The organism is Pseudomonas sp. MBLB4123 (assembly GCF_051904775.1).
Taxonomy (GTDB): Bacteria; Pseudomonadota; Gammaproteobacteria; order Pseudomonadales; family Pseudomonadaceae; genus Aquipseudomonas; species Aquipseudomonas benzenivorans_B.
Window position 1 is genome coordinate 15,431 of the sequence record NZ_CP196711.1, and the last position, 23,568, is coordinate 38,998.

General features: G+C 67.3%; 20 protein-coding genes and 1 pseudogene. 12 read left to right on the plus strand and 9 right to left on the minus strand.

The window, feature by feature from the left end; all coding sequences use genetic code 11:
* The first annotated feature begins 40 nt into the window (after positions 1 to 40).
* The 4 genes from ACSX1C_RS00080 (at position 41) to ACSX1C_RS00095 (ending at position 2,665) form a co-directional block, all read left to right on the plus strand.
* Positions 41 to 511 carry a nuclear transport factor 2 family protein gene (locus ACSX1C_RS00080; protein ID WP_439887700.1) on the plus strand — a complete coding sequence of 157 codons (471 nt, stop codon included), beginning with the start codon at positions 41 to 43 and terminating at the stop codon, positions 509 to 511.
* 140 nt (positions 512 to 651) lie between these two features.
* Complete coding sequence (gene pcsA / locus ACSX1C_RS00085) at positions 652 to 1,371, plus strand: phosphatidylcholine synthase (RefSeq protein WP_439887701.1); 720 nt, start codon at positions 652 to 654, stop codon at positions 1,369 to 1,371.
* Positions 1,364 to 1,663 (plus strand): GIY-YIG nuclease family protein, encoded by a 300-nt coding sequence (locus ACSX1C_RS00090; RefSeq protein WP_318643026.1) that lies wholly within the window; start codon positions 1,364 to 1,366, stop codon positions 1,661 to 1,663. Before pcsA ends, ACSX1C_RS00090 begins: the two co-directional genes overlap by 8 nt.
* A 66-nt stretch (positions 1,664 to 1,729) precedes the next feature.
* On the plus strand, positions 1,730 to 2,665 hold the full coding sequence (locus ACSX1C_RS00095; RefSeq protein WP_439887702.1) for a glutathione S-transferase family protein: 936 nt from the start codon (positions 1,730 to 1,732) through the stop codon (positions 2,663 to 2,665).
* On the opposite strand, the gene ACSX1C_RS00100 is transcribed toward ACSX1C_RS00095, so the two are convergent.
* From ACSX1C_RS00100 to yjeH, 4 genes are all read right to left on the minus strand, one after another.
* The gene (locus ACSX1C_RS00100; protein ID WP_439887703.1) at positions 2,666 to 3,523 is read right to left on the minus strand and encodes a DUF4344 domain-containing metallopeptidase; all 858 of its coding nucleotides are present in this window, start codon (positions 3,521 to 3,523) and stop codon (positions 2,666 to 2,668) included. It lies immediately after the preceding gene.
* Between the two features lie 169 nt (positions 3,524 to 3,692).
* Entirely contained in the window at positions 3,693 to 4,700 is a 1,008-nt protein-coding gene (yejK, locus tag ACSX1C_RS00105; RefSeq protein ID WP_439887704.1) for a nucleoid-associated protein YejK, read from the minus strand.
* Positions 4,701 to 4,786: 86 nt separating this feature from the next.
* Positions 4,787 to 6,130 (minus strand): TAXI family TRAP transporter solute-binding subunit, encoded by a 1,344-nt coding sequence (locus ACSX1C_RS00110; RefSeq protein ID WP_439887705.1) that lies wholly within the window; start codon positions 6,128 to 6,130, stop codon positions 4,787 to 4,789.
* A gap of 80 nt (positions 6,131 to 6,210) precedes the next feature.
* The gene (yjeH, locus tag ACSX1C_RS00115; RefSeq protein ID WP_439887706.1) at positions 6,211 to 7,488 is read right to left on the minus strand and encodes an L-methionine/branched-chain amino acid transporter; all 1,278 of its coding nucleotides are present in this window, start codon (positions 7,486 to 7,488) and stop codon (positions 6,211 to 6,213) included.
* A gap of 124 nt (positions 7,489 to 7,612) precedes the next feature.
* Between yjeH and ACSX1C_RS00120 the strand changes: the two genes are divergently transcribed.
* Positions 7,613 to 8,032 carry an Lrp/AsnC family transcriptional regulator gene (locus ACSX1C_RS00120; RefSeq protein WP_318643013.1) on the plus strand — a complete coding sequence of 140 codons (420 nt, stop codon included), beginning with the start codon at positions 7,613 to 7,615 and terminating at the stop codon, positions 8,030 to 8,032.
* Between the two features lie 2 nt (positions 8,033 to 8,034).
* Positions 8,035 to 9,255 (plus strand): exonuclease subunit SbcD, encoded by a 1,221-nt coding sequence (gene sbcD, locus ACSX1C_RS00125; protein WP_439889453.1) that lies wholly within the window; start codon positions 8,035 to 8,037, stop codon positions 9,253 to 9,255.
* An 88-nt stretch (positions 9,256 to 9,343) separates the two neighbouring features.
* On the opposite strand, the pseudogene ACSX1C_RS00130 reads toward sbcD, so the two are convergent.
* Positions 9,344 to 9,511 (minus strand): annotated as a pseudogene (locus ACSX1C_RS00130) (IS110 family transposase); the annotation flags it as partial.
* A 167-nt stretch (positions 9,512 to 9,678) separates the two neighbouring features.
* Here ACSX1C_RS00130 and ACSX1C_RS00135 point away from each other — a divergent pair.
* From ACSX1C_RS00135 to ACSX1C_RS00150, 4 genes are all read left to right on the plus strand, one after another.
* Positions 9,679 to 10,179 (plus strand): hypothetical protein, encoded by a 501-nt coding sequence (locus tag ACSX1C_RS00135; protein WP_439887707.1) that lies wholly within the window; start codon positions 9,679 to 9,681, stop codon positions 10,177 to 10,179.
* A gap of 108 nt (positions 10,180 to 10,287) precedes the next feature.
* Entirely contained in the window at positions 10,288 to 10,794 is a 507-nt protein-coding gene (locus tag ACSX1C_RS00140) for a GNAT family N-acetyltransferase (RefSeq protein ID WP_439887708.1), read from the plus strand.
* 95 nt (positions 10,795 to 10,889) lie between these two features.
* Entirely contained in the window at positions 10,890 to 11,264 is a 375-nt protein-coding gene (locus ACSX1C_RS00145) for a hypothetical protein (protein WP_439887709.1), read from the plus strand.
* Between the two features lie 269 nt (positions 11,265 to 11,533).
* Positions 11,534 to 14,953, plus strand: coding sequence for an AAA family ATPase (locus tag ACSX1C_RS00150; protein ID WP_439887710.1), 3,420 nt, complete (start codon positions 11,534 to 11,536; stop codon positions 14,951 to 14,953).
* A 35-nt stretch (positions 14,954 to 14,988) separates the two neighbouring features.
* Here the strand turns inward: ACSX1C_RS00150 and ACSX1C_RS00155 are convergent, their stop codons facing one another.
* A complete protein-coding gene (locus ACSX1C_RS00155; protein WP_439887711.1) occupies positions 14,989 to 17,616 on the minus strand; it encodes a putative bifunctional diguanylate cyclase/phosphodiesterase in 2,628 nt (875 codons plus the stop codon).
* 504 nt (positions 17,617 to 18,120) lie between these two features.
* Here ACSX1C_RS00155 and ACSX1C_RS00160 point away from each other — a divergent pair.
* Complete coding sequence (locus tag ACSX1C_RS00160) at positions 18,121 to 18,546, plus strand: potassium channel family protein (protein WP_439887712.1); 426 nt, start codon at positions 18,121 to 18,123, stop codon at positions 18,544 to 18,546.
* Positions 18,547 to 18,574: 28 nt separating this feature from the next.
* Here ACSX1C_RS00160 and rlmF read toward each other — a convergent pair whose 3' ends face one another.
* Together rlmF and ACSX1C_RS00170 are read right to left on the minus strand one after the other, a co-directional pair.
* Complete coding sequence (gene rlmF / locus ACSX1C_RS00165; RefSeq protein ID WP_439887713.1) at positions 18,575 to 19,564, minus strand: 23S rRNA (adenine(1618)-N(6))-methyltransferase RlmF; 990 nt, start codon at positions 19,562 to 19,564, stop codon at positions 18,575 to 18,577.
* A gap of 620 nt (positions 19,565 to 20,184) precedes the next feature.
* Positions 20,185 to 21,165, minus strand: a complete 981-nt coding sequence (locus tag ACSX1C_RS00170; protein WP_439887714.1) for an IS5 family transposase — start codon at positions 21,163 to 21,165, stop codon at positions 20,185 to 20,187.
* A gap of 211 nt (positions 21,166 to 21,376) precedes the next feature.
* Here ACSX1C_RS00170 and folD point away from each other — a divergent pair, with 211 nt between their 5' ends.
* Positions 21,377 to 22,291 carry a bifunctional methylenetetrahydrofolate dehydrogenase/methenyltetrahydrofolate cyclohydrolase FolD gene (gene folD, locus ACSX1C_RS00175; protein ID WP_439887715.1) on the plus strand — a complete coding sequence of 305 codons (915 nt, stop codon included), beginning with the start codon at positions 21,377 to 21,379 and terminating at the stop codon, positions 22,289 to 22,291.
* Positions 22,292 to 22,349: 58 nt separating this feature from the next.
* Here folD and ACSX1C_RS00180 read toward each other — a convergent pair whose 3' ends face one another.
* Positions 22,350 to 23,483: an aminotransferase class V-fold PLP-dependent enzyme gene (locus ACSX1C_RS00180; protein ID WP_439887716.1), complete on the minus strand. Its 1,134-nt coding sequence runs from the start codon at positions 23,481 to 23,483 to the stop codon at positions 22,350 to 22,352.
* Positions 23,484 to 23,568: the final 85 nt, after the last annotated feature.

The window sequence follows — 23,568 nt, forward strand, 5'->3', positions numbered from 1 at the left end:
CACCCATACTCATGGGCCTCATATCTTTGGAGCCGGGCCTATGCGTCATCCCAATGCCGAACTGATCAGCCGGTTCTACCGGGCTTTCCAGCAACTGGATGCCGAGACCATGGCCGCCTGCTACGCCGAGGACGTGCGTTTCGACGATCCGGTGTTCGAGGGTCTGCGCGGAGCCGCGGCGGCGGACATGTGGCGCATGCTCACGGCGCGGGCCCAGGACTTTTCCCTGACCTTCGACCGGGTGCAGGCGGACGACCGCCAGGGCAGTGCCCGCTGGGTCGCCCGTTATCGGTTCAGCCAGACCGGCCGGCGCGTGGTCAACCCAATCGAGGCGCACTTCCTGTTCCGCGACGGCAAGATCATCGAGCACCGCGATAGTTTCGACCTGTGGCGCTGGTCTCGCCAGGCCCTGGGGCTCAAGGGGTGGGTGCTGGGCTGGGCGCCGCCGGTGCAGCAGGCCATCCGCCGTCAGGCGCTCAAGGGCTTGGCGCAATTCAGGGCTACGCGCTAGCGGCGCCTGGTTCGGCTGCCTAGGTAGGTGACCGGGGGCGGTGGTAATCTCTGTGCCCCGTGCTTTCATCCAAGATAGCGGCGGCCTGCACAGCCGCGCTGTCCGATGACCATGAGCATCGCCTTTCAGGAAGCCCGACCGTGAGTGAACTGCTGCTATCGCTGAACAAGGCCAAGGCCTGGACCGTGCACGCGGTGACCGCCAGCGGGGTGATTCTCGCGCTGCTGGCGTTGCTGGCGGTGCTCGACGGGCGGCCGCAAACCTGCCTGCTGTGGCTCGGCCTGGCCCTGCTGGTGGACGGCCTGGATGGCACCCTGGCGCGCAAGTTCGACGTCAAGGGCGTGCTGCCGCATTTCGACGGGGTGACCCTGGACCTGGTGATCGACTACCTCACCTATGTGTTCATTCCGGCGATCTTCGTCTATCGCTTCGTGCCACTGCCCGACTACACCCTGCTGCCGGCGGTCGGGCTGATCCTGCTGTCGTCGTTGTTCTGCTTCTGCAACGTCAACATGAAGAGCCAGGACAACTACTTCGTCGGCTTTCCGGCCGCGTGGAACGTGGTGGTGGTCTACCTCTACCTGCTGGATTTCGCCCCCTGGCTGAGTTTTGCCACCATCCTCCTGCTCGCGGGGCTGACCCTCACGCGGATGAAGTTCCTCCACCCCTTCCGCGTCCGCCAGTTCATGCCGCTCAATATCGCCGTGACCCTGGTGTGGATGCTCGCCTGCCTGGCGCTGATCCTGCGCTACCCCAGCCAGCCGATCTGGCTGCTGGCGATCTGGCTGTCGGCCTCGGCCTATTTCGTCGGCATCTGCCTGTGGCGCTCGGCCCGGGAGTGGTTTTCCGCCGATGAGTGAGGCGGGGGGCAAGGTCTGGTTCGTCTACCTGGTGCGCGCCGGCAACGGCGCGCTGTACTGCGGCATCAGCGACGACCCGCAGCGGCGCTTCGTCCAGCACCGCAGCGGCAAGGGCGCGCGCTTCTTCCATTCCAGCCCGGCGGTGGCCTTGGTCTACACCGAGGCCTGTGCCGGCAAGGGCGACGCCCTGCGCCGCGAGCGGGCGATCAAGCGCCTGGGCAAGGCGGCCAAGGAGGCCCTGGTCGCCGCCGGCGGCCTTATCGGCGCGCCTGATGGCGTACTATCAGGCTAGGCAGGTAGGCCGGCGCCGGCCGGCCGGGTAAGCTTGTTACTTCCCCCTAGCGACACGGAGCCAGTCATGCACGAGTTGATCCTGCACCATTATCCGACCTCGCCGTTCGCCGAGAAGGCCCGCCTGATGCTGGGCTTCAAGCAGCTGTCCTGGCGTTCGGTGATGATCCCGCCGCTGATGCCCAAACCGGACCTGACCGCGCTGACCGGCGGCTATCGCAAGACCCCGGTGTTGCAGGTCGGCGCCGACATCTACTGCGATACGGCGCTGATCGCCCGGCGCCTGGAGGCGGAGAAGCTCACCCCGACGTTGTTCCCCGAGGGCCAGGAGTTCAATGTCGCGACCCTCGCCCAGTGGGCCGACTCCGTAGTGTTTCAGCACGCGGTGAGCCTGGTGTTCCAGCCCGAGTCCATCGCCGTGCGCTTCGCCACGCTGCCGCCGGAGTTCCTCAAGAGCTTCATGGCCGACCGCGGCGCGCTGTTCAGCGGCGGCCAGGCCTCCCGCCTGCCGTTGGAGCAGGCCAAGCACCAGTGGCCGACCCTGATGGCGCGCCTGCAGCAGCAATTGGCGCGTGAGGAGGGCGACTTCCTGTTCGGCGAGCCCTCGCTGGCCGACTTCGCCCTGGCCCATGCGCTGTGGTTCCTGCGCGGCACGCCGGTGACCGCGCCGCTGGTCGACGACTACCCGGAGATCGCCGCCTGGCTGGCGCGGGTGCTGGGCTTCGGCCACGGTTCGCTCAGCGAGATGAGTGCCGAGGAGGCCATCGCGGTGGCGCGCGAGGCGACGCCGGCGGCGTTGCCGGAGGAGGCCTTCGTCGATCCGAACGGCTTTGCGCCCGGGCAGCGGGTGGCGATCGCGGCCGTGGATTACGGCGTCGATCCGGTCGAGGGCGAGTTGCTGTTCTGCGGTGCCGAGGAGCTGATCCTGCGCCGCGAAGACCCGCGTGCCGGCGTCGTGCATGTGCACTTCCCGCGTCTGGGCTTTCGCCTCGAGACGCGCTAGCTAGTCCGGTTCGGCCTGGCGCAGGCGCGGCAGCTGCCTGGCCAGGCTGCGGAAATGCGCCAGGCTCTCGTAGCAGAGCACGACCTCGGCGCCGTTGCGACTGTACCAGGCGTCCGCGGCGCCGCAGTTGCTCAGGCGCAGGGTCAGCGGGCGGGGGAGGCGGTAGGCCTGGCTGACACGCTCGGCGATGGCCTCCACCACCCCGGACTCGCGCACCCATTCGAGCAGGCGCGGGCCGTCCTTGAGGCGCGGGCTGGGCGGGTCGTAGAGCACCTTCAGGCGATGCTCCGGCGGCGCGCCCGGCGGCCGTCCGTGTTGCTGCGCGACCCAGGCCAGGGCCCGGCGCACCTGGGCATACTCCTGGTCGCAGTACAGCGCGCGTTCCACCGGCAGGCCGGTGATGTGCGGCACCCACTCCAGCTCATCCGGATCGCTGCCGTAGATCAGGCACGCCAGGTTATAGAAGCGCTGGGCATCCAGGCCGTGGCTGTCCCAGGCATGTACCTCTTCGTAGGCCGGTTTCGGCCGCTGCCATTCCAGGCGCCAGTAGTCGGCGATATCCAGCAGCTTGGCGTAGAAGCCGGCGTCGTGGTGGCGGTCGTAGGAGAGGAACAGGCTGATGAAACCCAGCTGGTCGGCGGCGTCCTCCTCGCGGCCGAGCACCGGCAGTTGCAGTTCGGCGATCAGCAGATGGCCCATCTCGTGCAGCAGGGTGAACTCGGCGTTGGCGGTGACGAAGCGGGCCTCGTTCGAGCGCAGGGCCGCCGCTGGCGGCGTGCTCTGCGCCGTGCTGGGGCCGCTCTGCAGCAGTACCAGGGCGCACAGGCACAGCGCCCGCGCCTCAGCCCAGGCGGCCATGGTGCCGCGGCTGGGTAAGGTTGGCGCCCTGGCGGACGCCAGCAGGTCGGTCGGGTTCGCGCATATCGGCACCTCGGAAACGGCGTGGGTGCCTGTTTGACTCTAGCAGTTGGGGCGCCGATGGCCGTCGGCATGAGGGGCCCCTTGCGGGGGGCCGCCCTCGCGGCATTCAGTCCTTGCGGCGCTTGAGCTGATCGGTCAGCTGGGTCGGCAGGTGGCGGATGATCAGGCAGTCCTGGGCCTCGTCGTACTCGATCTTCGAGCCGAGCAGGTGCGACTCGAAGCTGATCGACAGGCCCTCGGCGCGGCCGGTGAAGCGGCGGAACTGGTTGAGGGTGCGCTTGTCCGGCGGAATCTCCGGCGACAGGCCGTAGTCCTTGTTGCGGATATGCTCGTAGAAGGCCTGGGGACGCTCCTCGTCGATCAGCCCGGAGAGCTCCTGCAGGGTCATCGGCTCGCCCTGCTTGGCCTGGCTGCTGGCGTAGTCGACCAGGGCCTTGGTCTTCTCCCGCGCCGACTCTTCCGGCAGGTCCTCGCTCTCCACGAAGTCGCTGAAGGCCTTGAGCAGGGTGCGGGTCTCGCCGGGGCCGTCGACGCCCTCCTGGCAGCCGATGAAGTCGCGGAAGTATTCCGAGACCTTCTTGCCGTTCTTGCCCTTGATAAAGGAGATGTACTGCTTGGAGTTGGCGTTGTTGCGCCACTCGGAAATGTTGATGCGCGCCGCCAGGTGCAACTGGCCGAGGTCCAGGTGCTTGGCCGGGGTCACGTCCAGGCTCTCGGTCACCGCCACGCCCTCGCTGTGGTGCAGCAGGGCGATGGCCAGGTACTCGGTCATGCCCTGCTGGTAGTGGGCGAACAGCACATGGCCGCCGGCCGATAGATTGGACTCCTCCATCAGCTTCTGCAGGTGTTCGACCGCCTGGCGGCTGAAGGCGGTGAAGTCCTGGCTGTCGTCGAGGTAGGCCTTCAGCCAGCCGCTGAACGGAAAGGCGCTGGATTCCTCGTGGAACAGGCCCCAGGCCTTGCCCTGCTTGGCGTTATAGCTCTCGTTGAGGTCGGCGAGCAGGTTCTCGATGGCCTGGGAGGCGCCCAGCTCGGTGTCGCGGGCATGCAGCACGGCGGGGGAGCCATCGGGCTTCTTGTCGATCAGGTGGACGATGCAATGACGGATCGGCATGGCGGTTCTCTTGGCAAGCTTCGGCGGTGAACGGGGCGTGGAACTACCCGCTGCGGATTGGCAGCGGCGCGAAAGTGCCGCGCAGTTTACCCGAGCGACTCGGCCTGGGTCGCCCGTCGCCGCTGCAGGGTCTGCAGGCGCTCGATCACGTAGCGTAAGTGCATATGCAACTCGTACAGCTCGTTGGAGTAGGACAGCGGCACCTCGACCTTGGCCAGCTCGTCCTGCAACTGCTCCAGACGCGCGATCTCGCTGCCCAGGCGTTCGGGCAGGGTGCCGGCGTCCAGCTGCCGGTCGATCTCGCGCAGGTACTTGTACCAGCGGTAGATGCGCGCGCGAATGCGCCAGCGGTAGAGCGGGCCGACCGCCTTGAACAGGGGGATCAGCACCATCAGCAGGGGGATCAGCAGAATGATGTAGCGATCGGCCAGGGAGGCGATACGGAACGGCAGGTAGCGCTGCAGCAGGGGCAGGCCGTTCTGGTAGTAGTGCGCGGCGTCGCGGGACAGGGAGAAGGTCCGCGGCTCGGCGCTGGGGAAGCTGCCGGCCGGGGCCAGCAGGCTACCGCTCTTCATCACCTCGCGGGCCGCCTCGAGGATTAGTGGCGCCAGACCGGGGTGGAAATCCTGGTTGACCACCAGGGTGGCCACCGGCGAGAGGATGTCCGTCGGCCGGGCCGGGGTGTTCAGCTCGAGGTTGAGCAGGCCTTCGCCGATCCTGAGTTGTTTGAGGAACGGCAGGTGCGCCTGGTAGGCCGCGGCGCGGCGGAAATGTGCCAGAACCAGGTCGGGGTTGGCGGCCAGGCGCTGTATCCGCGCGTTGCCCGCCGGGCTGACGAAGAAGGCGGCGTCCAGCTCGCCGGCGTTCAGGGCCTGTTCCGCCTTGCTGCCTCCCAGGGTCTGCCAGTGGCTTGGGTACTGTTCGGCGGCGATGCCGTTGACCGCCAGAACCGCCTCGCTGGCGGCGCGGGTGCCGCTGCCGGCACCGCCCAGTGCCAGGCGCAGGGGCAGCAGGTCGGACAGCAACTCGAAGTGCACATCCCGACGCAGGAACAGCCACAGGGGCTCCTGGTATACCGCGCCGAGGCTCTCCAGGCGGGCCTGGTCGACGGTCTCGAGCTGGCGCTCCAGGCCGCTCTGCACCAGGGCGATCTGCACCTGAGGATCATCGGCCAGTAGGCGTTCGAGGTTGTCCCGCGAGCCGGCGCTGGGTTGCAGGGTCAGTTCGAAACCCTGCTTGGCCAACTCGTCCCTGAGTTGCTCGGCGAATGCCCGGTAGCCACCGCCCTCGACGCCGGTGGCCATGGTCGCGTGCAGCGGCGGTGGCGGCGCCACGAAGTAGAACAGCGCCCCCACCAGGCCGGCCACCACCGGCACTATCCATAGGTTGGCCAGCAGGATGATCTTCAGGTCTTTGAGCACGCGGCGCATGGGGCTTCCTTTCGCGGATTTGCCCCAAGCATAGAGCCAGGTGTCGTGTGCGGTCACCCCGCGGGGCGCCCCGGCGTGGGTCAGGCCGAGGGCCGTGTGCCGCCCAGGAGCTTGCGCAGGTGCAGGCCGCGGGCGCCGTCCAGGGCCGCGAGAGCGGCCAGCAGCCCCAGGGCATACCAGGCCTCGAGGCCGAGCATCGCCAGCACCAGGCTGCAGAGCAGGGTGCTGAAGGCGGCCAGCCAGCGCCACGGGCCCTCGAGCAGCACCGCGCCTGCGGCCATGCTCAGCAGGTAGATCAGCACGAAGTTGCCGTTGGCGTAGCGGATCAGCTGATCCAGCGACAGCGACAGGCTCCAGGCCAGGGTCGCGCACAGGGCGCAGCCCAGCACCACCACCAGCAGGGCACGGGCCGGCACGCCGTGTTCGTTGCGCCGGGCCAGGCCGACGGGCAGCTTGCCTTCGTCGGCCAGGCTCCACAGCAGCCGGGCGAAGCCCTGGATATAGACGTTCATCGAGGCGAAACAGGCCAGGTAACCGACCAGCGCGCTGAGCCAGCGGGCCTCGCTGCCCAGCAGCAGGTCGAGCAGACGCGGCAGCGAGGCGGCGTCCGAGTCCAGGTTGCCGTAGACGCCGAAGCTCAGCACCGCCACCGAACAGGCCCAGTACACCAGCCCGGCCAGCAGTACGCCGAGCAGCAGGGCCAGGGGAAAGTCGCGTTCGGGACGCTTGAACTCCTCGCCCAGGTGGGTGAAGGCCTCGATGCCGACGAAGCACCAGAACATCACCCCCAGGGCGGCAGGCAGCAGCTGCCAGCTTCCCGCGATGGGCGGCAGCAGCGGCTGGCTGGCCAGCGGCAGCTCGCCGACCCACCAGATCAGCGCGACGGTGGCGATGATCGCCAGGGCGATGGCGCCTTGCACCAGGCCGGAGGCCTTGGCCGGGCGCTGGCCGAGCACCAGGATGGCGAGCAGGGTGGCGAGCTGGATGAGCAGCGCCTGGGCCGGCGTCAGGTCGAACAGCGCCTGCCAGAAGCCGCTGGCGATGTTCAGTGCCGCGGGCAGGCCGACCGGCAATACGGCGAGGAACAGCCAGGCGCTGATGCGTTCCAGGCGCGGGCCGAAGGCCCGGCCGATCAGATGCGGCGCGCCGCCGGCATGGGGAAAGCGCCGGCCCAGTTGGGCGAAGGTGAAGGCCACCGGCAGCACCAGGGCGATGAGGATCAGCCAGGCCCACAGCGACGCCGTGCCGGCGGCGGTGGCGGCCAGTGCCGGCACCACGAAGATGCCGGTGCCGAGCAGCGAAGTGCTCAGCAGGGCGATGCCTTGCAGCAGGCCGAGTTCCTTGTTCAGACGGCTCATGGGGTATGCTCGTGTCCTTTCGATGAATGCCGCCATGTTAAGCCGCCGGCCCGGCGCAAGCTGCCGGCTTTAACCGGCGAATCGCCGCCATTCCCCTTCAAACTGCCGGATGTACCTGAGCCCCGTGGACAAGTTCGATCGCCAGATCCTCGCCCTGCTGCGCAGCGACGCGCGCACCCCTGTCAGCCAGATCGCCCGAGACGTCAACCTGTCGCGTTCGGCGGTCGGCGAACGCATCCGCCACCTGGAACAGAGCGGGGTGATCCAGGGCTATCACGCCCGGGTCGCCGAGGCCGAGGGCGGTGCGGTCAAGGCGTTCTTCGAACTCTTCTACAAGGATGGCCGTTGCCAGGACTACGTCGAGCGCATGCGCGCCTTCCCGGAGATACGCCGCTGCTGCGGCATCAGCGGCGAGACCGACATGCTGGTCTACGTGGAGGCGGCGTCCATGGCGCGGCTCAGCGAGATCCGCGACGAGATCGAGCGCTTCCCGCAGATGCAGCGGGTCAAGACCCATATGGTGGTGCAGGAGTGGGCGATGTGAGCCTGCGCATCCTCCACACCTCCGACTGGCACCTGGGCCAGCACTTCATGGGCAAGACCCGCCAGGCCGAGCATGGGGCCTTCTGCGCCTGGCTGGTCGAGCAGGTGCGCACGCATGAGGTCGACGCCCTGCTGATCGCCGGCGACGTGTTCGACACCGGCGCGCCGCCCAGCTATGCCCGCGAGCAGTACAACCGTTTCGTGGTCGAGTTGAGCGCCACGGGTTGCGCGCTGGTGGTACTCGGCGGCAATCACGACTCGGTGGCCATGCTCGGCGAGAGCAAGACCCTGCTGGCCCGGCTGGGCACCCGGGTGATTCCCGGCGTGTGCGCCGATCCGGCCGAGCAGCTGTTGGTGCTCGGGCGCCGCGACGGCCGGCCCGGCGCCATCCTCTGCGGCATTCCCTTCATCCGCCCGCGCGATGTGCTGCAGAGCCAGGCCGGGCAGAGCGCCGTGGACAAGCAGCAGTCCCTGCAGCAGGCGATCGCCCGGCACTACCAGGCGCTGTATGCCCTGGCCGAGGCCAAGCGCGACGAGCTGGGCGGCACCCTGCCGATCATCGCCACCGGGCACCTGACCACCGTCGGCGCCGGCGCCAGCGAGTCGGTGCGCGAGATCTACGTCGGCAGCCTGGAGGCCTTTCCCACCGGTGCCTTCCCGCCGGCCGCCTATATCGCCCTGGGGCACATTCATCGGCCGCAGAAGGTCGGTGGCCTGGAGCACATCCGCTACTGCGGCTCGCCGATTCCGCTGAGCTTCGATGAGGCCCGTCAGCAGAAGGAGGTGCTGTTGGTCGAGTTGGGCGACGGCGACCTGCGCCAGGTAACCGCGCTGGCGGTGCCGCGCTTCCAGCCGTTGCTGTCGGTGGCGGGCTCGCTAGGGGAGCTGCAACTGGCGATTGCCGAGGCGGCCGCCCAGGGCAGCCGCGAGCTGCCGGTGTGGCTGGAGGTTCGGGTGCGCGGCGACGACTACCTGAGCGACCTGCAGCAGCGCATTGCCGCGTTGTGCGAGGGGCTGCCGGTGGAGGTGCTGCGCATCCGCCGCGAGCGCGACAGTACCGGCGCGGGCCTGCGCGTCCAGGCCCGCGAGACCCTGGACGAACTCAGCGTGGAGGAGGTGTTCGCCCGGCGCCTGCAGCACGAACCACTGGACGAGGCCGACGCGCAGCGGTTGCAAGGCCTCTACCGCGAGGTGCTGGAGGCCGTGCAGAGCGAGCGGGACTGAGTCCTGGTCGGGGAGGCGGCACGCCGGCGAAGGCCTGATCCAGCAATAGCGGGCCACAGCACCCGCCGGGCCCGGCGCCCGCGATAACGCTCACGCCGCAGGCCTCCATCACCCACTCGACCGCCTCGACCTGCTCCTGTATATATCGCCGGAACGCCTCCCGGTTCAGCCGCTTGCGCTGCACCACATGGCCGGAATGGACACTCTCGGCAACTGGGTAAACGGACTGGGCCAGATCAAGCGCTATGCGTTTCATCACGACTCTCCCAACTGTCAGCCACCACCGCTGCGGGTATAGAAGGTGGTGCGGGGAGAGTCCATCACAGCAATCAACGCGGCTCACTGCGTTCGTCGGACGGCCAAAAATTACGCTTTTGGCCGTCCGTTAACTTAATCGTTAGTCGCCAAGCACAAGAGTCGCTTATGCCGAAACCATCGCCTGTTCCGGAATATTCATTTCTTGGTGCATGCCAAGCTTCCGGAGCTTTCACGGATTGCTACTGGGTTACTGTGCCGGGAACCATCAGTTTGTCCGAGTTGGTAGAGGCTTTTTACACGACGCGCCTTTTCAAGATCGAACGCTGGTTGTTGGCAAGGGCTTTAGGGGTTTCATCAACCGACAGCCAGGCTCGGCAACTTGCACGGGGCGAGAGTCGCCGCTTTTCGGCGTGGGAGGTCGAGTGCCGGTCGGATACCGAAATCCTTTTGAGGGTTGGCCGAACCCGCTCTTGGCTGAGCGTTTTATCGACAGCCACAACCCCGTCGTCGACCATTCTCTATTTCGGCTCGGCCGTAGTCCCAGGGCGCCCAGGAGGCCGATTCGGCTTAGTGTTCCATGCACTTGGTGGTTTTCACCGACTCTATTCCAAGCTGCTGCTGGCGTCCGCAGCAAAGCAGATCGCCAAGGTTAGACATGCCGCCTAGCCTTGCGCTCAGCCGGATGGTACGAGGCTGCGCCTTGGGTTTTCCGCGCCGCTGCGCGGCCCCGGCCGCCCGCTACCTCAAATATTGATCCTTTCAGGAGGTCGGGGCTTGGAGATTTTGATTCGCGATGAGCACCAGGGTGATGTTGAGGGTATCCACCGAATTACGGCGTCGGCATTTCGGGACGCCCCGCATACCGACCACACCGAGCAGTTCATTGTGCAGGCGCTTCGCCGGGCCGGTGCACTGGTTGTATCTCAGGTGGCCACGTCGAAGGGCGAGGTGATCGGGCATGTTGCTATCTCTCCCGTCGGCATATCCGATGGTTCTTGCAACTGGTTTGGGCTCGGGCCGATATCGGTACTGCCCGAATATCAGGGCAGAGGCGTCGGCTCTAGGCTTATGGAAAGCGCCCTCACCGAGCTCGAGGCAAAGGGCGCGGCAGGCTGCGTAGTGCTCGGGGACCCTGACTTCTATGGGCGCTTCGGTTTCCGGGTTGTCGCCGGGTTGGTTTTGCCGGGAGTTCCTGCGGCGTACTTCCAGGCCCTGTCGTTTGGTGGCGACTTGCCTCAGGGAGAGGTGGCGTACCATGAGGCCTTTGCGGCGCAGGCTTGAGCCGCTCTGCACGGTGGCCGGTCATCCGTCGCCTCGTGGTTCCAAGCCGGTGCGTGCGCCGGGTGTTAGACACTTGCCGTAATGGAGATACGCGCATGAGCAAGAAAGTGACGTTCGCAGCGGGGCGCAATATCGCAATGAAGGTTCCGCCCCATCTGTACGAGGCCACCGTGCAGTTCTACCGGGATGTGCTCGGCCTCAGGGAAATCACCGAGCATGCCCCGGCCGTCGGCTTCGAGTTCGGTAGCAACAATCTCTGGATAGACAGCGTGGCGGGTATGAGCCAGGCCGAGACCTGGCTGGAGGTCGTCACCGACGACATCGCCGCGGCGGCGCAGCATCTCGAGGCGGCCGGGGTCGTGCGCCGCGACGAAATCGAGCCCTTGCCGCAAGGCTTCAACGCCTTCTGGGTGTCGAGTCCCGCCTCGATCATCCACCTGGTATGCCAAGACGCGCAGTCCTGGGCGTAGCCGACAAGGGGCTGCAAGCCTTCGCCGTGCTCACCGGGGGCGGCTAAAGCCGGCCCTGCGCGGGCTCGGCCTGGCTGCGTTCGCATGCCTGTATCCGGCCTGTGGCGTGAGCGGCGAAGCCGGCGTTCGGTCGTCCCCTGGGCGGGCGGTGCTCTGCCTGCTGGCGCCGTGGGGCTCGCCTGCTCGTCCATTGCTTCGCGCAGGCGGCGTCTGCGCGGCGGCGGCAAGGATGGCAGAATGGCCGTTTTCCGACGCGCCCCAACCCCGACATGAAAATCCTCAGCCTGCGCCTGAAGAACCTCAATTCGCTCAAGGGCGAGTGGAAGGTGGATTTCACCGCCGAGCCCTTCGCCGGCAATGGCCTGTTCGCCATCACCGGGCCGACCGGCGCCGGCAAGACCACCCTGCTCGACGCCATCTGCCTGGCCCTGTACCACCGCACCCCGCGTATGAGCAGCCTGTCGGCCGGCGGCAACGAGCTGATGACCCGGCATACCGCCGACTGCCTGGCCGAGGTCGAGTTCGAGGTCAAGGGCGTCGGCTACCGCGCCTTCTGGAGCCAGCGCCGTGCTCGCGACAGGGTCGAGGGCGCGTTGCAGGCGCCCAAGGTGGAGCTGGCCGCGGCCGACGGGCAGATCCTCACCGACAAGATCAACGAGAAGCTGCGCGAGACCGAGCGCCTCACCGGCCTGGATTTCGAGCGCTTCACCAAGTCCATGCTGCTGGCCCAGGGCGGCTTCGCGGCCTTCCTCGAGGCGGGCGCCAACCAGCGCGCCGAGCTGCTGGAGGAACTGACCGGCACCGAGATCTACGGGCAGATCTCCCAGCGGGTTTACGAGCGCACCAAGGCGGCGGCGGTCGAGCTGGAGAAGTTGCAGAGCCGGGCCAAGGGTGTCGAGCTGCTTGGCGACGAGCAGCGTGCGGCACTGGACGCCGAGGCCGCGTGCCTGCTGGCCGAGGAAGCGCCGCTGGGCGCAGCCCAGCAGAGCCTGCTGCAGCAGCGCCGCTGGCGCGAGGACCTGGTCCGGGCCGAGCAACAGCATCGGCAACAGAGCGAGCGTGAACGGCAGGCGCGCCAGGCCCTGGACGATGCCGCGCCGCAGTTGCAGCGCCTGGCCGCCGGCGAGCCGGCGACGCGCCTGCAGCCGCTGTACCAGGCCTGGCAGCAGGCCCACGCGGATCTGCAGCAGGCTCAAGGTGGGCTGGAGGACATCCAGCGCCAGCAGCGGGGCTGCGCCGAGCAGGTCACCCGCGGCCTCTGGCAGGCCAGCCAGTACGCTGTTCAGCTCGCCTCCCGGCGCCGGGAGGCGGTGATCGAGCTATCTGAGCAGCGCGGTCTGTTGCAGGCGCGATTGGCCGAGCAGCCGCGGCGCAGTCGTCTGGGCGAGTTGCTCGTGGGTTGGCGTGCCCAGTTCGACCGGCGGCGCCAATTGGCGGAGGAGTCGACGGCGGCCCAGGTCCAGGTGCAGCTCAGCACGACGGCCATCGAGGGGCTGCAGAGCCAGTTGAGCCGACTGCGCGAGCAGGTCGCGACGTCCCAAGACGAGCTGCACGCCGCTCGCCAGGCCGAAGCCCGGCAGCAGGATGCCCTGCAGGCCTTGCTCGAGGGCGCCAGCGAGGCGGGCCTGCGGGAACGCTGGCAAGGGCTGCAACAGCAGAGCCGCGGCCTCGACCGCCTGGAACAGCTGGCCCGCTCGCGTCAGCAGGTCGAGAGCCGGCTCGCCGAACAGCGCCCGCAGCTGGCCGAGCTGGGCCAGCTGCGGGCGGCCAAGGAGGCCGAGCTCGGTGAGCTGCGCACGCGCTACAAGGAGCTCAAGCAGCAGGTCGCCGACAAGGAACAGCTGCTGGAGCAGGAGCGGCGCATCCAGGCGCTGGAGGCCTATCGGGCCCAGTTGCAGCCCGGCGAGGCCTGCCCGCTGTGCGGCTCCGTCGAACACCCGGCGATCGCCAGCTACCAGGCGCTGGATGTTTCCACCACACAGCGGCAGCTGGCCGAGCGGCGCGAGGCCCTGGCAAACCTGGAGGAGCGTGGCGTGGGCCTGCGCGACGAGCTGGCGCGCCTGGCGGCCCAGGTCGAGCAGGCGGGCGCGCGCCGTGACGAGGCCGATGCCCAGCTGCGCCAACTGGACGAGCAGTGGCGGCGCCAGGTGGCCGAGCAGGGGCTGACGCTCAGCGATGCCACGGCGTTGCCGCAGGTGCTACGGGCCCATGAACAGGCATTGGCCGAACTGCAGCAGCGGCTAGGCGCCATCGAGGCCTGCAAGGCCGAGGCGCAGCAGGCCGCCGGTCAGCGCGAGCGATGCGAGAAGGCCTGTGCCGCCGCCGAGGCGCAACAGGCTCTGTCGCAGCGCGACCTGGACAACGCCGGCCAGCGTCAACACGAACAGCAGCAGCACCTGCAGCAGCTGTTTCGGCAGGTCGAGGAACAGGCCGCCAGCCTGTTGGCCAGCCTCGACGGATTTGCCGATACGCTGCCGGAGGATGGCGCCACCTGGCTGGCCGAGCGCGAGCGGCAGTGGCAGCAGTGGCAGCAGGACCAGCAGCGCGAGCAACGGCTGCAAGATGAGGAGCGCGAGGCCCAGCGCCTGCAGCAGGAGGCCGAGGCCCTGGCCGAGCAGTGGCGGGCGCGCTGGCTGGCCGGCGGCGAGCAGGATCTGGCGCCATTGGCCTCCACCGAACGCCCCCAGCAGGCCCTGCTGGCGGCCGAGGCGGCGTTGGCCCAGGGGCAACGCCAGGCCGATGCCCTGCAAGGCCGGGCGCAGAGCCAGGCCGCGCAGCTGGAGCAGGCGCGCGGACGCCTGGCCGAGCATGAGGCGGCCTGGGCGAGCGCCTTGCAGGCCAGCCCCTTCGCCGACCTCGAGGCCTTCCGCGCCGCCCTGCTGGACGACGACGAGCGCCAGCGTCTGGTTGCACTCAAGAGCCGCCTGGATACCGCGCTGACCGAGGCGGCGGCCCTGCGTCTGGCCGCCGAGGAGCAGCTGCAGCGCCTGCGCGCCGATCCGCTCAGCAGCCTGGAACTGGCCGAACTGGACGAGCAGCTGCAGGCCCTGGCCGCGCAACTGAAGCGCCTGAGCCAGCGCCAGGGCGAGATTCGCGCCCAGCTGCTGGGCGACGATGCCCGCCGCCAGGGCCAGCAGGCACTGTTCGCGGCGATCGCCGCGCAGCAGGCCGACTACGACCTGTGGCAGCGGCTCAACGGCCTGATCGGCTCGGCCGACGGCGCCAAGTACCGCAGGTTTGCCCAGGGCCTGACCCTCGATCACCTGGTCTACCTGGCCAACCGGCAACTGCAGCGCCTGCACGGCCGCTACCAGCTGGCGCGCAAACCGGGCGGCGAGCTGGAGTTGGAAGTGGTCGACACCTGGCAAGCCGACGTGGCCCGCGACACCCGTACCCTGTCCGGCGGCGAGAGCTTCCTGGTCAGCCTGGCCCTGGCCCTGGCCCTGTCCGACCTGGTCAGCCACAAGACCAGCATCGACTCGCTGTTCCTCGACGAAGGCTTCGGCACCCTCGATGGCGAGACCCTGGAAGTGGCCCTGGATGCCCTCGACAGCCTCAACGCCAGCGGCAAGATGATCGGCGTGATCAGCCACGTCGAGGCGCTCAAGGAGCGCATTCCGGTACAGCTGAAGGTGCACAAGGGTGTGGGCCTGGGCTACAGCGCCCTGGATCGGTGCTTCACCCTGTAGGCCTGTGGCCAGACGAAGGCAGGGCACAGCGGGGGCTAGGAGGGCGACGGTGCGCGGTGTGGCCAGGGGAGCCACTCCGGACTGTGCTCCAGCAGGTCATTGTCGACCCTGAAGGCGTGCCAGTCAAAGCCGCGGGCGAACGGGTCGATCTGCTCCGCCGGCAATGGGCGGGCGATCAGATAGCCCTGCATCCAGTCGCTGCCGGTGGCGTGCATGTTGCAGAACTGCTCGGCCGACTCGATGCCCTCGGCGATGACCTTGAGGCCGAGACGTTGCGCCAGTGCGGTGATCGTATGGCAGATGGCCAGGCCCTGCGGAGTGCCGGTGTCGATGACGAAGCTGCGGTCGATCTTCAGCACGTCCAACGGCAGTTGGCGCAGGTAGCTGAGCGACGAGTAGCCGGTGCCGAAGTCGTCCAGGGCCACCTTGACCCCGGTCTTGCGCAAGCTCTGCAGCAGGTGAATGTTGGCCTCCGGGTGCTGCATCAGCATCGACTCGGTCAGCTCCAGGGTCAGTGCCTCGGGGGCGATGCCGGCGTGGCGGATGGTGTCCTGCAGCGACTCGGCAAACCCTGGCTGGGCCAGCTGTTTGACCGAGACATTGACGCACAGGTGTTTGATCGGCGAGTGGTTGTCTTGCCAACTCTTGAGCTGCCGGCAGGCGCTCTCCAGGGCCCATTGACCGACCTCCAGGACCAGTCCCGACTGCTCCAGCAATGCAATGAAGTGGGCCGGGTAGATCAGTCCCAGGGTCGGATGCTGCCAGCGGATCAGCGCTTCGACGCAGTCGATCTGGCCGCTGGCCAGGTTCAGCTCCGGCTGGTAGTGCAGGGTGAACTGGTTCAGCGCCAGGGCCGAATGCAGGTCGCTCAGCAGGTGCAGGCGCTGGCGCGACTGCTCGTCGAGGTCCTGCTGAAACACCACGGTCTGGCCACGCCCCTGGCGTTTGGCCAGGTACATGGCGGCGTCGGCGCTGCGCAGCAGCAATGGGCCATCGCTGCCGTGCTCGGGGTAGACCGCGATGCCGATGCTGGCATGCACGTAGATCTGCTCCCGGTCCAGGGCGATGGGCTCGCGCAGGCTCGCCTGCAGGCGCTCGGCGATGCCCACGACCTGAGCCAGGCCGGACTGCTCGGGCAGCAGCACGAGAAACTCGTCGCCGCCCAGGCGGCCGACCATCGAGCTGTTCACGTCCAGAGGCTCGGCTTCACAGTGCAGCTGCAACAGCAGGTCAGAGGCGCGCAGGCTGTCGACGAAACGCTGCGCCACCTCGACCAGCAGGCGGTCGCCGACCTGATGGCCGAGGCTGTCGTTGACCTCCTTGAAGTCGTCCAAGTCGATCATCAGCACCGCGTACTGGCTGCTGGCGCTGGGGGCGCGGCTGAGGGCGTTGGCCAGATGTTCGGCGACCAGGCGGCGGTTGGGCAGGCCGGTCAGGGCATCGTAGTTGGCCATCTGGGTGAGGGTGCGGGTCGAGCGCCGCTGCACCGCGAAGACCCGTTCCACCGCCAGGCCCAGGGCGGCCAGCAACAGGCTCAGCAGGCCGAGGCGCTGCCACATCTCGCGCCGGATGGGGGCGATGGCCCGGTCGAGGTCTGCCGCGCTCTTGTAGCGGTGCAGGCGCCAGGCCGAGGAGTAGGGCAGCCTGACATCCTGCGCCAGGTGGATGGCGGCCCGTTCCTGCTCGGCCAGCACGCGCGGCAGGCTGGTGCTGCGTCTGTCCATGATGCGGTCGCCGGTGCCGCGGTTCTCCAGCACGTACTCGGCCGGGGGCGACTGCAGGTCGATGCGCCGCTGGGCGAGCATGGCCCGGTCGAGTTCGGTGACGGGTAGCCGGGGCCAGCCCAGCAGCGCCGCCTCCAGTACATTGGCCCGCAGCACGGCGGTGACCAGGCCCTTGAATGCCTTGCTGCTCAGGTCGTAGATGGGGACCGACAGCAGCAGGCCGTGGCTGTCGCGCTGGTCGCCGTTCGCCAGGGAGGTGTACTGGGAGTTGTCGCAGGTGCGCAGCAGGGCCGAGGTCACCGCGGCTATGCCCTGCGGCGCTTCGTCCGGCAGCCGCGGGGCGTGTCGGCGCAGGTGGTCGAGCTGGCGCACGTACTCGGCGTACTCGGCGGCCTCGTACTCCTCGGGCACGTCGGCATCGTGGGTCGGGGCGTGGGTATGGGCCGTGCTGATACGCTCGAGCAGCACCTCGTCGAACATCAGGAAGGGCACCTGGCCCCGTTCAGGGGCGAAGCCATCGTAGACCAGGTAGATCTCCGAGACCTCGACATCGGCGGCGATGTGGTTGTACAGCTGTTGGATGATGGTGGCGTCGTCGCCGCTGAAATGCCCCTCATCGGCGACATCCTCGGCGGCATCGTCGCGGTTGCGCGGTGCGGCGGCGCGCACCGCCGGCAGCAGGGAGATGGTCTTGACGGTCAGGTAGGTGCGCTCGAGCATGCCGGCCAGCTTCGCAGCCATGGCCCGGGTTTCGATGCCCATTTCCTTGCGGATCTTGGTCTCGGTATTGGCCGCCATCTGCTCGGCGTCGCGGTAGATCACCAGCAGGCCGATCAGCCAGAGCAGGACGAAACCGGCACTGATCGAGTATTTGCGCCACTCGCGAAGACAACCCTTCGCCTGGGCGCCCGGTTTGGGGCGAGCGGGCTTACTGCTCATGGACCCAGCCACTCCTTGCACCTGAGGCTTGGAACAAGCACTGCTGGCCGCAGGGCTGTTCTACCCGCTCGGCGCCGCAGCCGGCACGAACGCGTCGGATGGCGGCACCTGGCCATTAGGACTTATAGCCTAGACGCCGCAGATGGGATGCGCCACGGGCTTGAGCTGCACAGTCGCGAGGCGTGCAACCAGGCTTATGGGGCGCCGGTCCGATCGCCTATAGCGTCGTCCCAGCGTCAGAGAGCTATAGGTGTGGGCGGGTTGTGAGCTCTTGGTAGGTTGTCCATTCGGGAGGGCAGGGACAATCAGCCTGTACTGCCGGCGTAGGGCTGAGCGGTGAAGAGCGGCCCGTGAATATCGCGCCATCAGCAGGAGCAGTCGTCCAACGCGGGCGATGGCCATGGTGCAGCGTGACCACGCGGCTCCGACAGCGCCATACTGATAGGCGTTGCGCGCTCGACAAGGGCCTGCGCATCCCTTCGGTCTTTGGCATTAGGGGCCCCCGTGGTCAGTGTATTTATCGTCAACAGCCTGGTGGTGGTCACCGCCGTGGTGATTCATTACGAGTTCCTCTCGCGCCTCTCCGTGCTGTTGCCCAGGCTTAAGGTGCGTCACCGCCTGCGCATCGTGTTGGGCGTGTGCGGGGCGCTGGTCGCCCATGCGGTGGAGGTCTGGCTGTTCGCCTTCGTCTATTTCTTCACCCACAGGGCCGAGGGCTGGGGGCGGCTGGCGGGCAGCTTCGACGGCAGCCTGCTGGACTGCGTGTATTTCTCTTTCACCACCTTCACCACCCTGGGCTTCGGCGATATCCAGCCCTACGGGGAGCTGCGCTACCTGACCGGGATAGAGGCGTTGACCGGCCTGGTGCTGATCACCTGGACGGCGTCCTTCCTGTTCGTGGAAATGCAACGCTACTGGGGGACCAGGTAGCGCGGCTGCCGGCGACTCGACGTCCCGGCTACTGTCCGCGGGTCCTGTGCCAGGACTGCCGTCGCTCGGGGGTGAGGAAGGTCCAGGCGACGAAACGGCTCTGCTTCTGCCCCTGAGCCATGTTCACGGTGCGCACCGACAGCGCGCCGGCTTGCTGCAGGGCGGCCTGGACTCCGGGCAGGTTGCTGGCCTTGGACACCAGGGAGCTGAACCACAGCACCTGCTCGGCGTACTGCGCACTTTCACGGATCAGGCGCGCGACGAAGGCCGCCTCGCCGCCCTGGCACCACAGCTCGGCGGCCTGTCCGCCGAAATTGAGCACCGGCAACTTGCGCTGGGGGTCGAGCTTGCCCAGGTTGCGCCACTTGCGCTTGCTGCCGCTGGTGGCCTCGGCGGCCGAGGCGTGGAAGGGCGGGTTGCACAGGCTCAGGTCGAAGCGTTCGCCTGCTTGCAGCAGGCCCTGGAAGATGTGCCGGGGATCGTCTTGCCGGCGCAGTTCGATATCGGCGTCCAAGCGGTTGGCCTGGACTATGGCCTGGGCCGAGGCGATGGCGCTGGTGGCGATATCGGCGCCGAGAAAGCGCCAGCCGTAGTCGCGCTGGCCCAGCAGCGGGTAGATGCAGTTGGCGCCGACGCCGATGTCCAGGGCGCGTACCCGCGGTCCGCGGGGGATGGTGCCGGCACAGTCCTCGGCCAGCAGGTCGGCCAGGTAATGCAGGTAGTCGGCGCGGCCAGGAATAGGCGGGCACAGATAGTCGGCGGGAATGTCCCAGTGCGCGATGCCGTAATGCTGCTTGAGCAGGGCGCGGTTGAAGACCTTGACCGCAACTGGGTTGGCGAAGTCGATGCTCTGCTTGCCGTAAGGGTTGAGGATGACGAACTGCGCCAGCTCCGGGCTGCTCTCGATCAGCGCCGGGAAGTCATAGCGTCCCTGGTGGCGGTTGCGCGGGTGCAACTGGCCCTTGGCGGCCGGAGCGGCGGACTTGGGCGGGGTCGGGCGTGGCGTTCGGCGAGGCATGGCAATCCGCTTGGGCGAGTACAGGCCCGGGCATTATTCACAACGAGACGGCCCTGGCTAGCAGTGATTGACAGCGAAATTTGGGCAGGTCAGTAGGCCACTACAGTGCGCATTAGGTCATGAGTAGGACTGCTCGCCGTTATTCGTGGGACTCCTTTGTCCGTGATCTCTGTTCCAGTCGTAGTGCTGGTCACGACTGCGTCGTCACGCATTACCAGGCTCAGGCCATGTTCCCTAAAGCGCTTGGTCCCTGTAACGGTCCACATAGACTGCATGGAGCTCGCCGCTGTTCGCCCGGACGACGGCTTGAGAGCCTGGGTGCTTGTCCAGGTCCGAGCCAATGCCGCAAATCGCCTCGGCTAGCGCCACAACCCTGCCCGTATTACCCTGCGCTCACGCGGCCATTCCCGATCATCCCTTGCTGGTGGCAGTTCATCTCGGCAGCTGCTGCCCGGCGCGTGCACGAGTCGCTAAGGATGGTCTGAAGTAGCTCAGTACTTCTGGCTGACTTCAGCCGCTGCCAATTTTGAAAGAGGCGAGCCGATCAAAAATGGTCGGATCACCCGCTCATTTCTGTGTTTTCAGCCGTCGTGAGCAGCTCGCGACGGCCATTTTCCGCATTACAGGTGCACCTCTCCTGCGCTGGCCAACAAATGTCGGCGGGCCATCCACAGATTCGACAGGGCAAACAGCGTCACCATTTGCGCGGCATTCTTGGCCAGTCCGCGGAAGCGCACCTTCACGTAACCGAACTGCCGCTTGATCACGCGGAAGGGGTGTTCGACCTTCGCCCTCACCTGGGCCTTGGCTTTCTCGATCTTGCGGAACGCTTTGTACAAGGCACTGCGCTTGCCATGCTTCTTGTAGGTGCTGCGTCGAGCCGCGACCTGCCAGATGACTTGGCGACCTTCATGTTCAGGGCGCTTTTCGACTCCGGTATAACCGGCATCGGCGCACACCACGTTTTCCTCGCCGTGCAGCAGTTTGTCGACCTGGGTGATGTCCGCAACATTGGCGGCGGTCATCACCACGCTATGCACCAGACCCGACTCTTCGTCGGCGCCGATGTGCGCTTTCGCGCCGAAGTAGTATTGGTTGCCTTTCTTGGTTTGGTGCATCTCCGGGTCACGCTTACCGTCCTGGTTCTTGGTCGAACTGGGCGCATGGATCAGCGTCGCATCGACGATGGTGCCCTGACGAAGCGACAGGCCGCGGTCACCCAGGTAGCCATTGATCACCGCCAGTATCCCTGCCGCCAACTCGTGTTTCTCCAGCAGACGGCGGAAGTTGAGGATGGTGGTTTCGTCGGGAATGCGCTCCAGGTTCAGCCCGGCAAACTGGCGCAGGATGGTGGTCTCGTACAGCGCTTCCTCCATCGCCGGATCGCTGTAGCCAAACCAGTTCTGCATCAAGTGCACACGCAGCATCGCCATCAGCGGGTACGCCGGGCGACCACCTTCGCCTTTGGGGTAGTGCGGCTCGATCAGGGCAATCAACCCCTTCCACGGCACCACCTGATCCATCTCGATCAGGAACAGCTCCTTGCGGGTCTGCTTGCGCTTACCGGCATACTCGGCGTCGGCGAAGGTCATCTGTTTCATGGAAAAACTCGCGGGGCGGGATCGACGTATTTCACCAGATTCGGGAAGTGTTTTTCAGAGTGTCCCTAACGCATGCTCGAGCCTGTTGCCCAGGCACAGGCGGCGACAACCGCCAAGTCGTGACACACGCGAATGCTCGGGGCGTACCCGCGTATCGCCCGGTATATCGGCCTGGCCGCCCCAGGTTTGCCAACAATGAGGACTAGCACCAATGACCAAGCTTGCAGAAGACTCCCGCCAGGACCAGCCTCGGGCCGCGCGGATCGACGGCAAAGCCTTCGCCGATAAACTGCGGGCCGAGGTGGCGGTTGATGCAAGCCGGTTTGCCCAGGAACATGGGCGTCAGCCGGGGCTGGCGGTGGTGCTGGTGGGCGATGATCCGGCCAGCCAGGTCTATGTGCGGACCAAGATGCGCCAGGCCGCCGAGGTGGGCATCGCGTCCTTTCCCCATCTGCTCGGGGCCGACGCCAGCGAGGCCGAGTTGCTGGCCCTGATCGACTCGTTGAACCGTGATGACCGGGTCGACGCCATCCTGGTGCAGCTGCCGCTACCGGCGTCGATCAACGAGAAGGTGGTGATCGAGGCGATCGATCCGGCCAAGGATGTCGACGGTTTTCACCCCTATAACGTCGGTCGCCTGAGTGGCGGCCGGGCGGCCCTGGTGCCCTGTACGCCGCTGGGTTGTCTGCTGCTGTTGCAGGACAGTCTCGGCGATCTGAGCGGGCTCAAGGCGGTGGTGGTCGGGCGTTCGAATATCGTCGGCAGGCCCATGGCGCAGTTGCTGCTCAATGCCGATTGCACGGTGACCACCGTGCATTCGCGCAGCCGCAACCTGGCCGAGGAGTGTCGCCAGGCCGATATTCTGGTGGTCGCGGTGGGGCGGCCCGGGATGATCGGGGCCGAGCACATCAAGCCGGGGGCCACGGTGCTGGATGTCGGCATCAACCGCATCGAGGCTGCCGAGGGCCAGGGGCAGCTGGTCGGGGATGTCGACTTCGCCGCGGCGTCCGCCGTCGCCGGCGCGCTGACGCCGGTGCCCGGCGGCATAGGCCCGATGACGGTCGCCTGTCTGCTGCGCAATACCCTCACCGCGGCCCGGCAGCGCGTTCAGCCGCCGCAGCGCTGAGGCCGCAGCGAACGGTGCCGCGCGGGGCGAGCCCGCGCGGCCTCGGCAGTCTTTCCGTTCACCCCCGCCCGATGTGCGCCAGCGCCTGTTCCAGGGTGTCGACCGTACGCTGGATATTGTGCAGCTTGTCGAGGCCGAACAGGCCGATACGGAAGGTCTGGAAGTCGGCCGGCTCGTCGCACTGCAGGGGCACGCCGGCGGCGGTCTGCAGGCCTTGGGCGGCGAACTTCCTACCGCTCTTGATCTCGGCGTCTTCGGTGTAGCAGACCACCACGCCGGGGGCCTCGAAACCCGTGGCGGCGACGCTCTTGAAGCCCCTGGCACTCAGTAGCTGGCGCACCCGCAGGCCGAGTTGCAGCTGTTCCTCGCGCACCTTGGCGAAGCCGTAGGCCTCGGCCTCCTGCATCGCGTCACGGAAGCGCGCTAGGGCGTCGCAGGGCATGGTCGCGTGGTAGGCATGGCCGCCCTGCTCGTAGGCCTGCATGATCTGCAGCCACTTCTTCAGGTCGCACGCGAAGCTGCTGCTCTGGGTGGCCTCGACCCTTGCCACGGCCCGTTCGCCGAGCATCACCAGGGCGCAGCAGGGCGAGGCGCTCCAACCCTTCTGCGGCGCGCTGAGCAGCACGTCGATGCCACAGGCCTGCATGTCCACCCAGAGGGTGCCGGAGGCGATGCAGTCGAGCACGAACAGGCCGCCGACGGCGTGCACGGCGTCGGCCACGGCGCGCAGGTAGTCGTCGGGCAGGAGCATGCCCGAGGCGGTCTCCACATGGGGGGCGAACACCAGCTGCGGTTTCTCCGCTCGGATGGTCGCCAGCACCTCGTCGAGGGGCGCCGGGGCGAAGGCGGCCTGGGGCCCGGTCTCGACCGGGCGGGCCTTGAGCACGGTGGTGGCGGCCGGAATGGCACCCACCTCGAGGATCTGGCTCCAGCGGTAGCTGAACCAGCCATTGCGCAGCACCAGGCACTTCTGTCCCGTGGCCAGCTGGCGTGCCACCGCTTCCATGCCGAAGGTCCCGCTGCCCGGCACCACCGCCACGGCCTGGGCGTTGTAGACCCGCTTGAGGGTGCGCGAGATGTCGTTCATCACCTGCTGGAAGGCCTGCGACATATGGTTGAGTGCGCGGTCGGTGTAGACCACCGAATACTCGATCAGGCCATCGGGATCGATACTGGGGAAGAGTTTCGACATGGGGGCCTCCTGTGGCGGGTTGTCCTTTGCTTCGACCCTGCCCCAAGCCTCGGCAAAGGGCAAGTCTGCGCGCAGCGGACCTTCA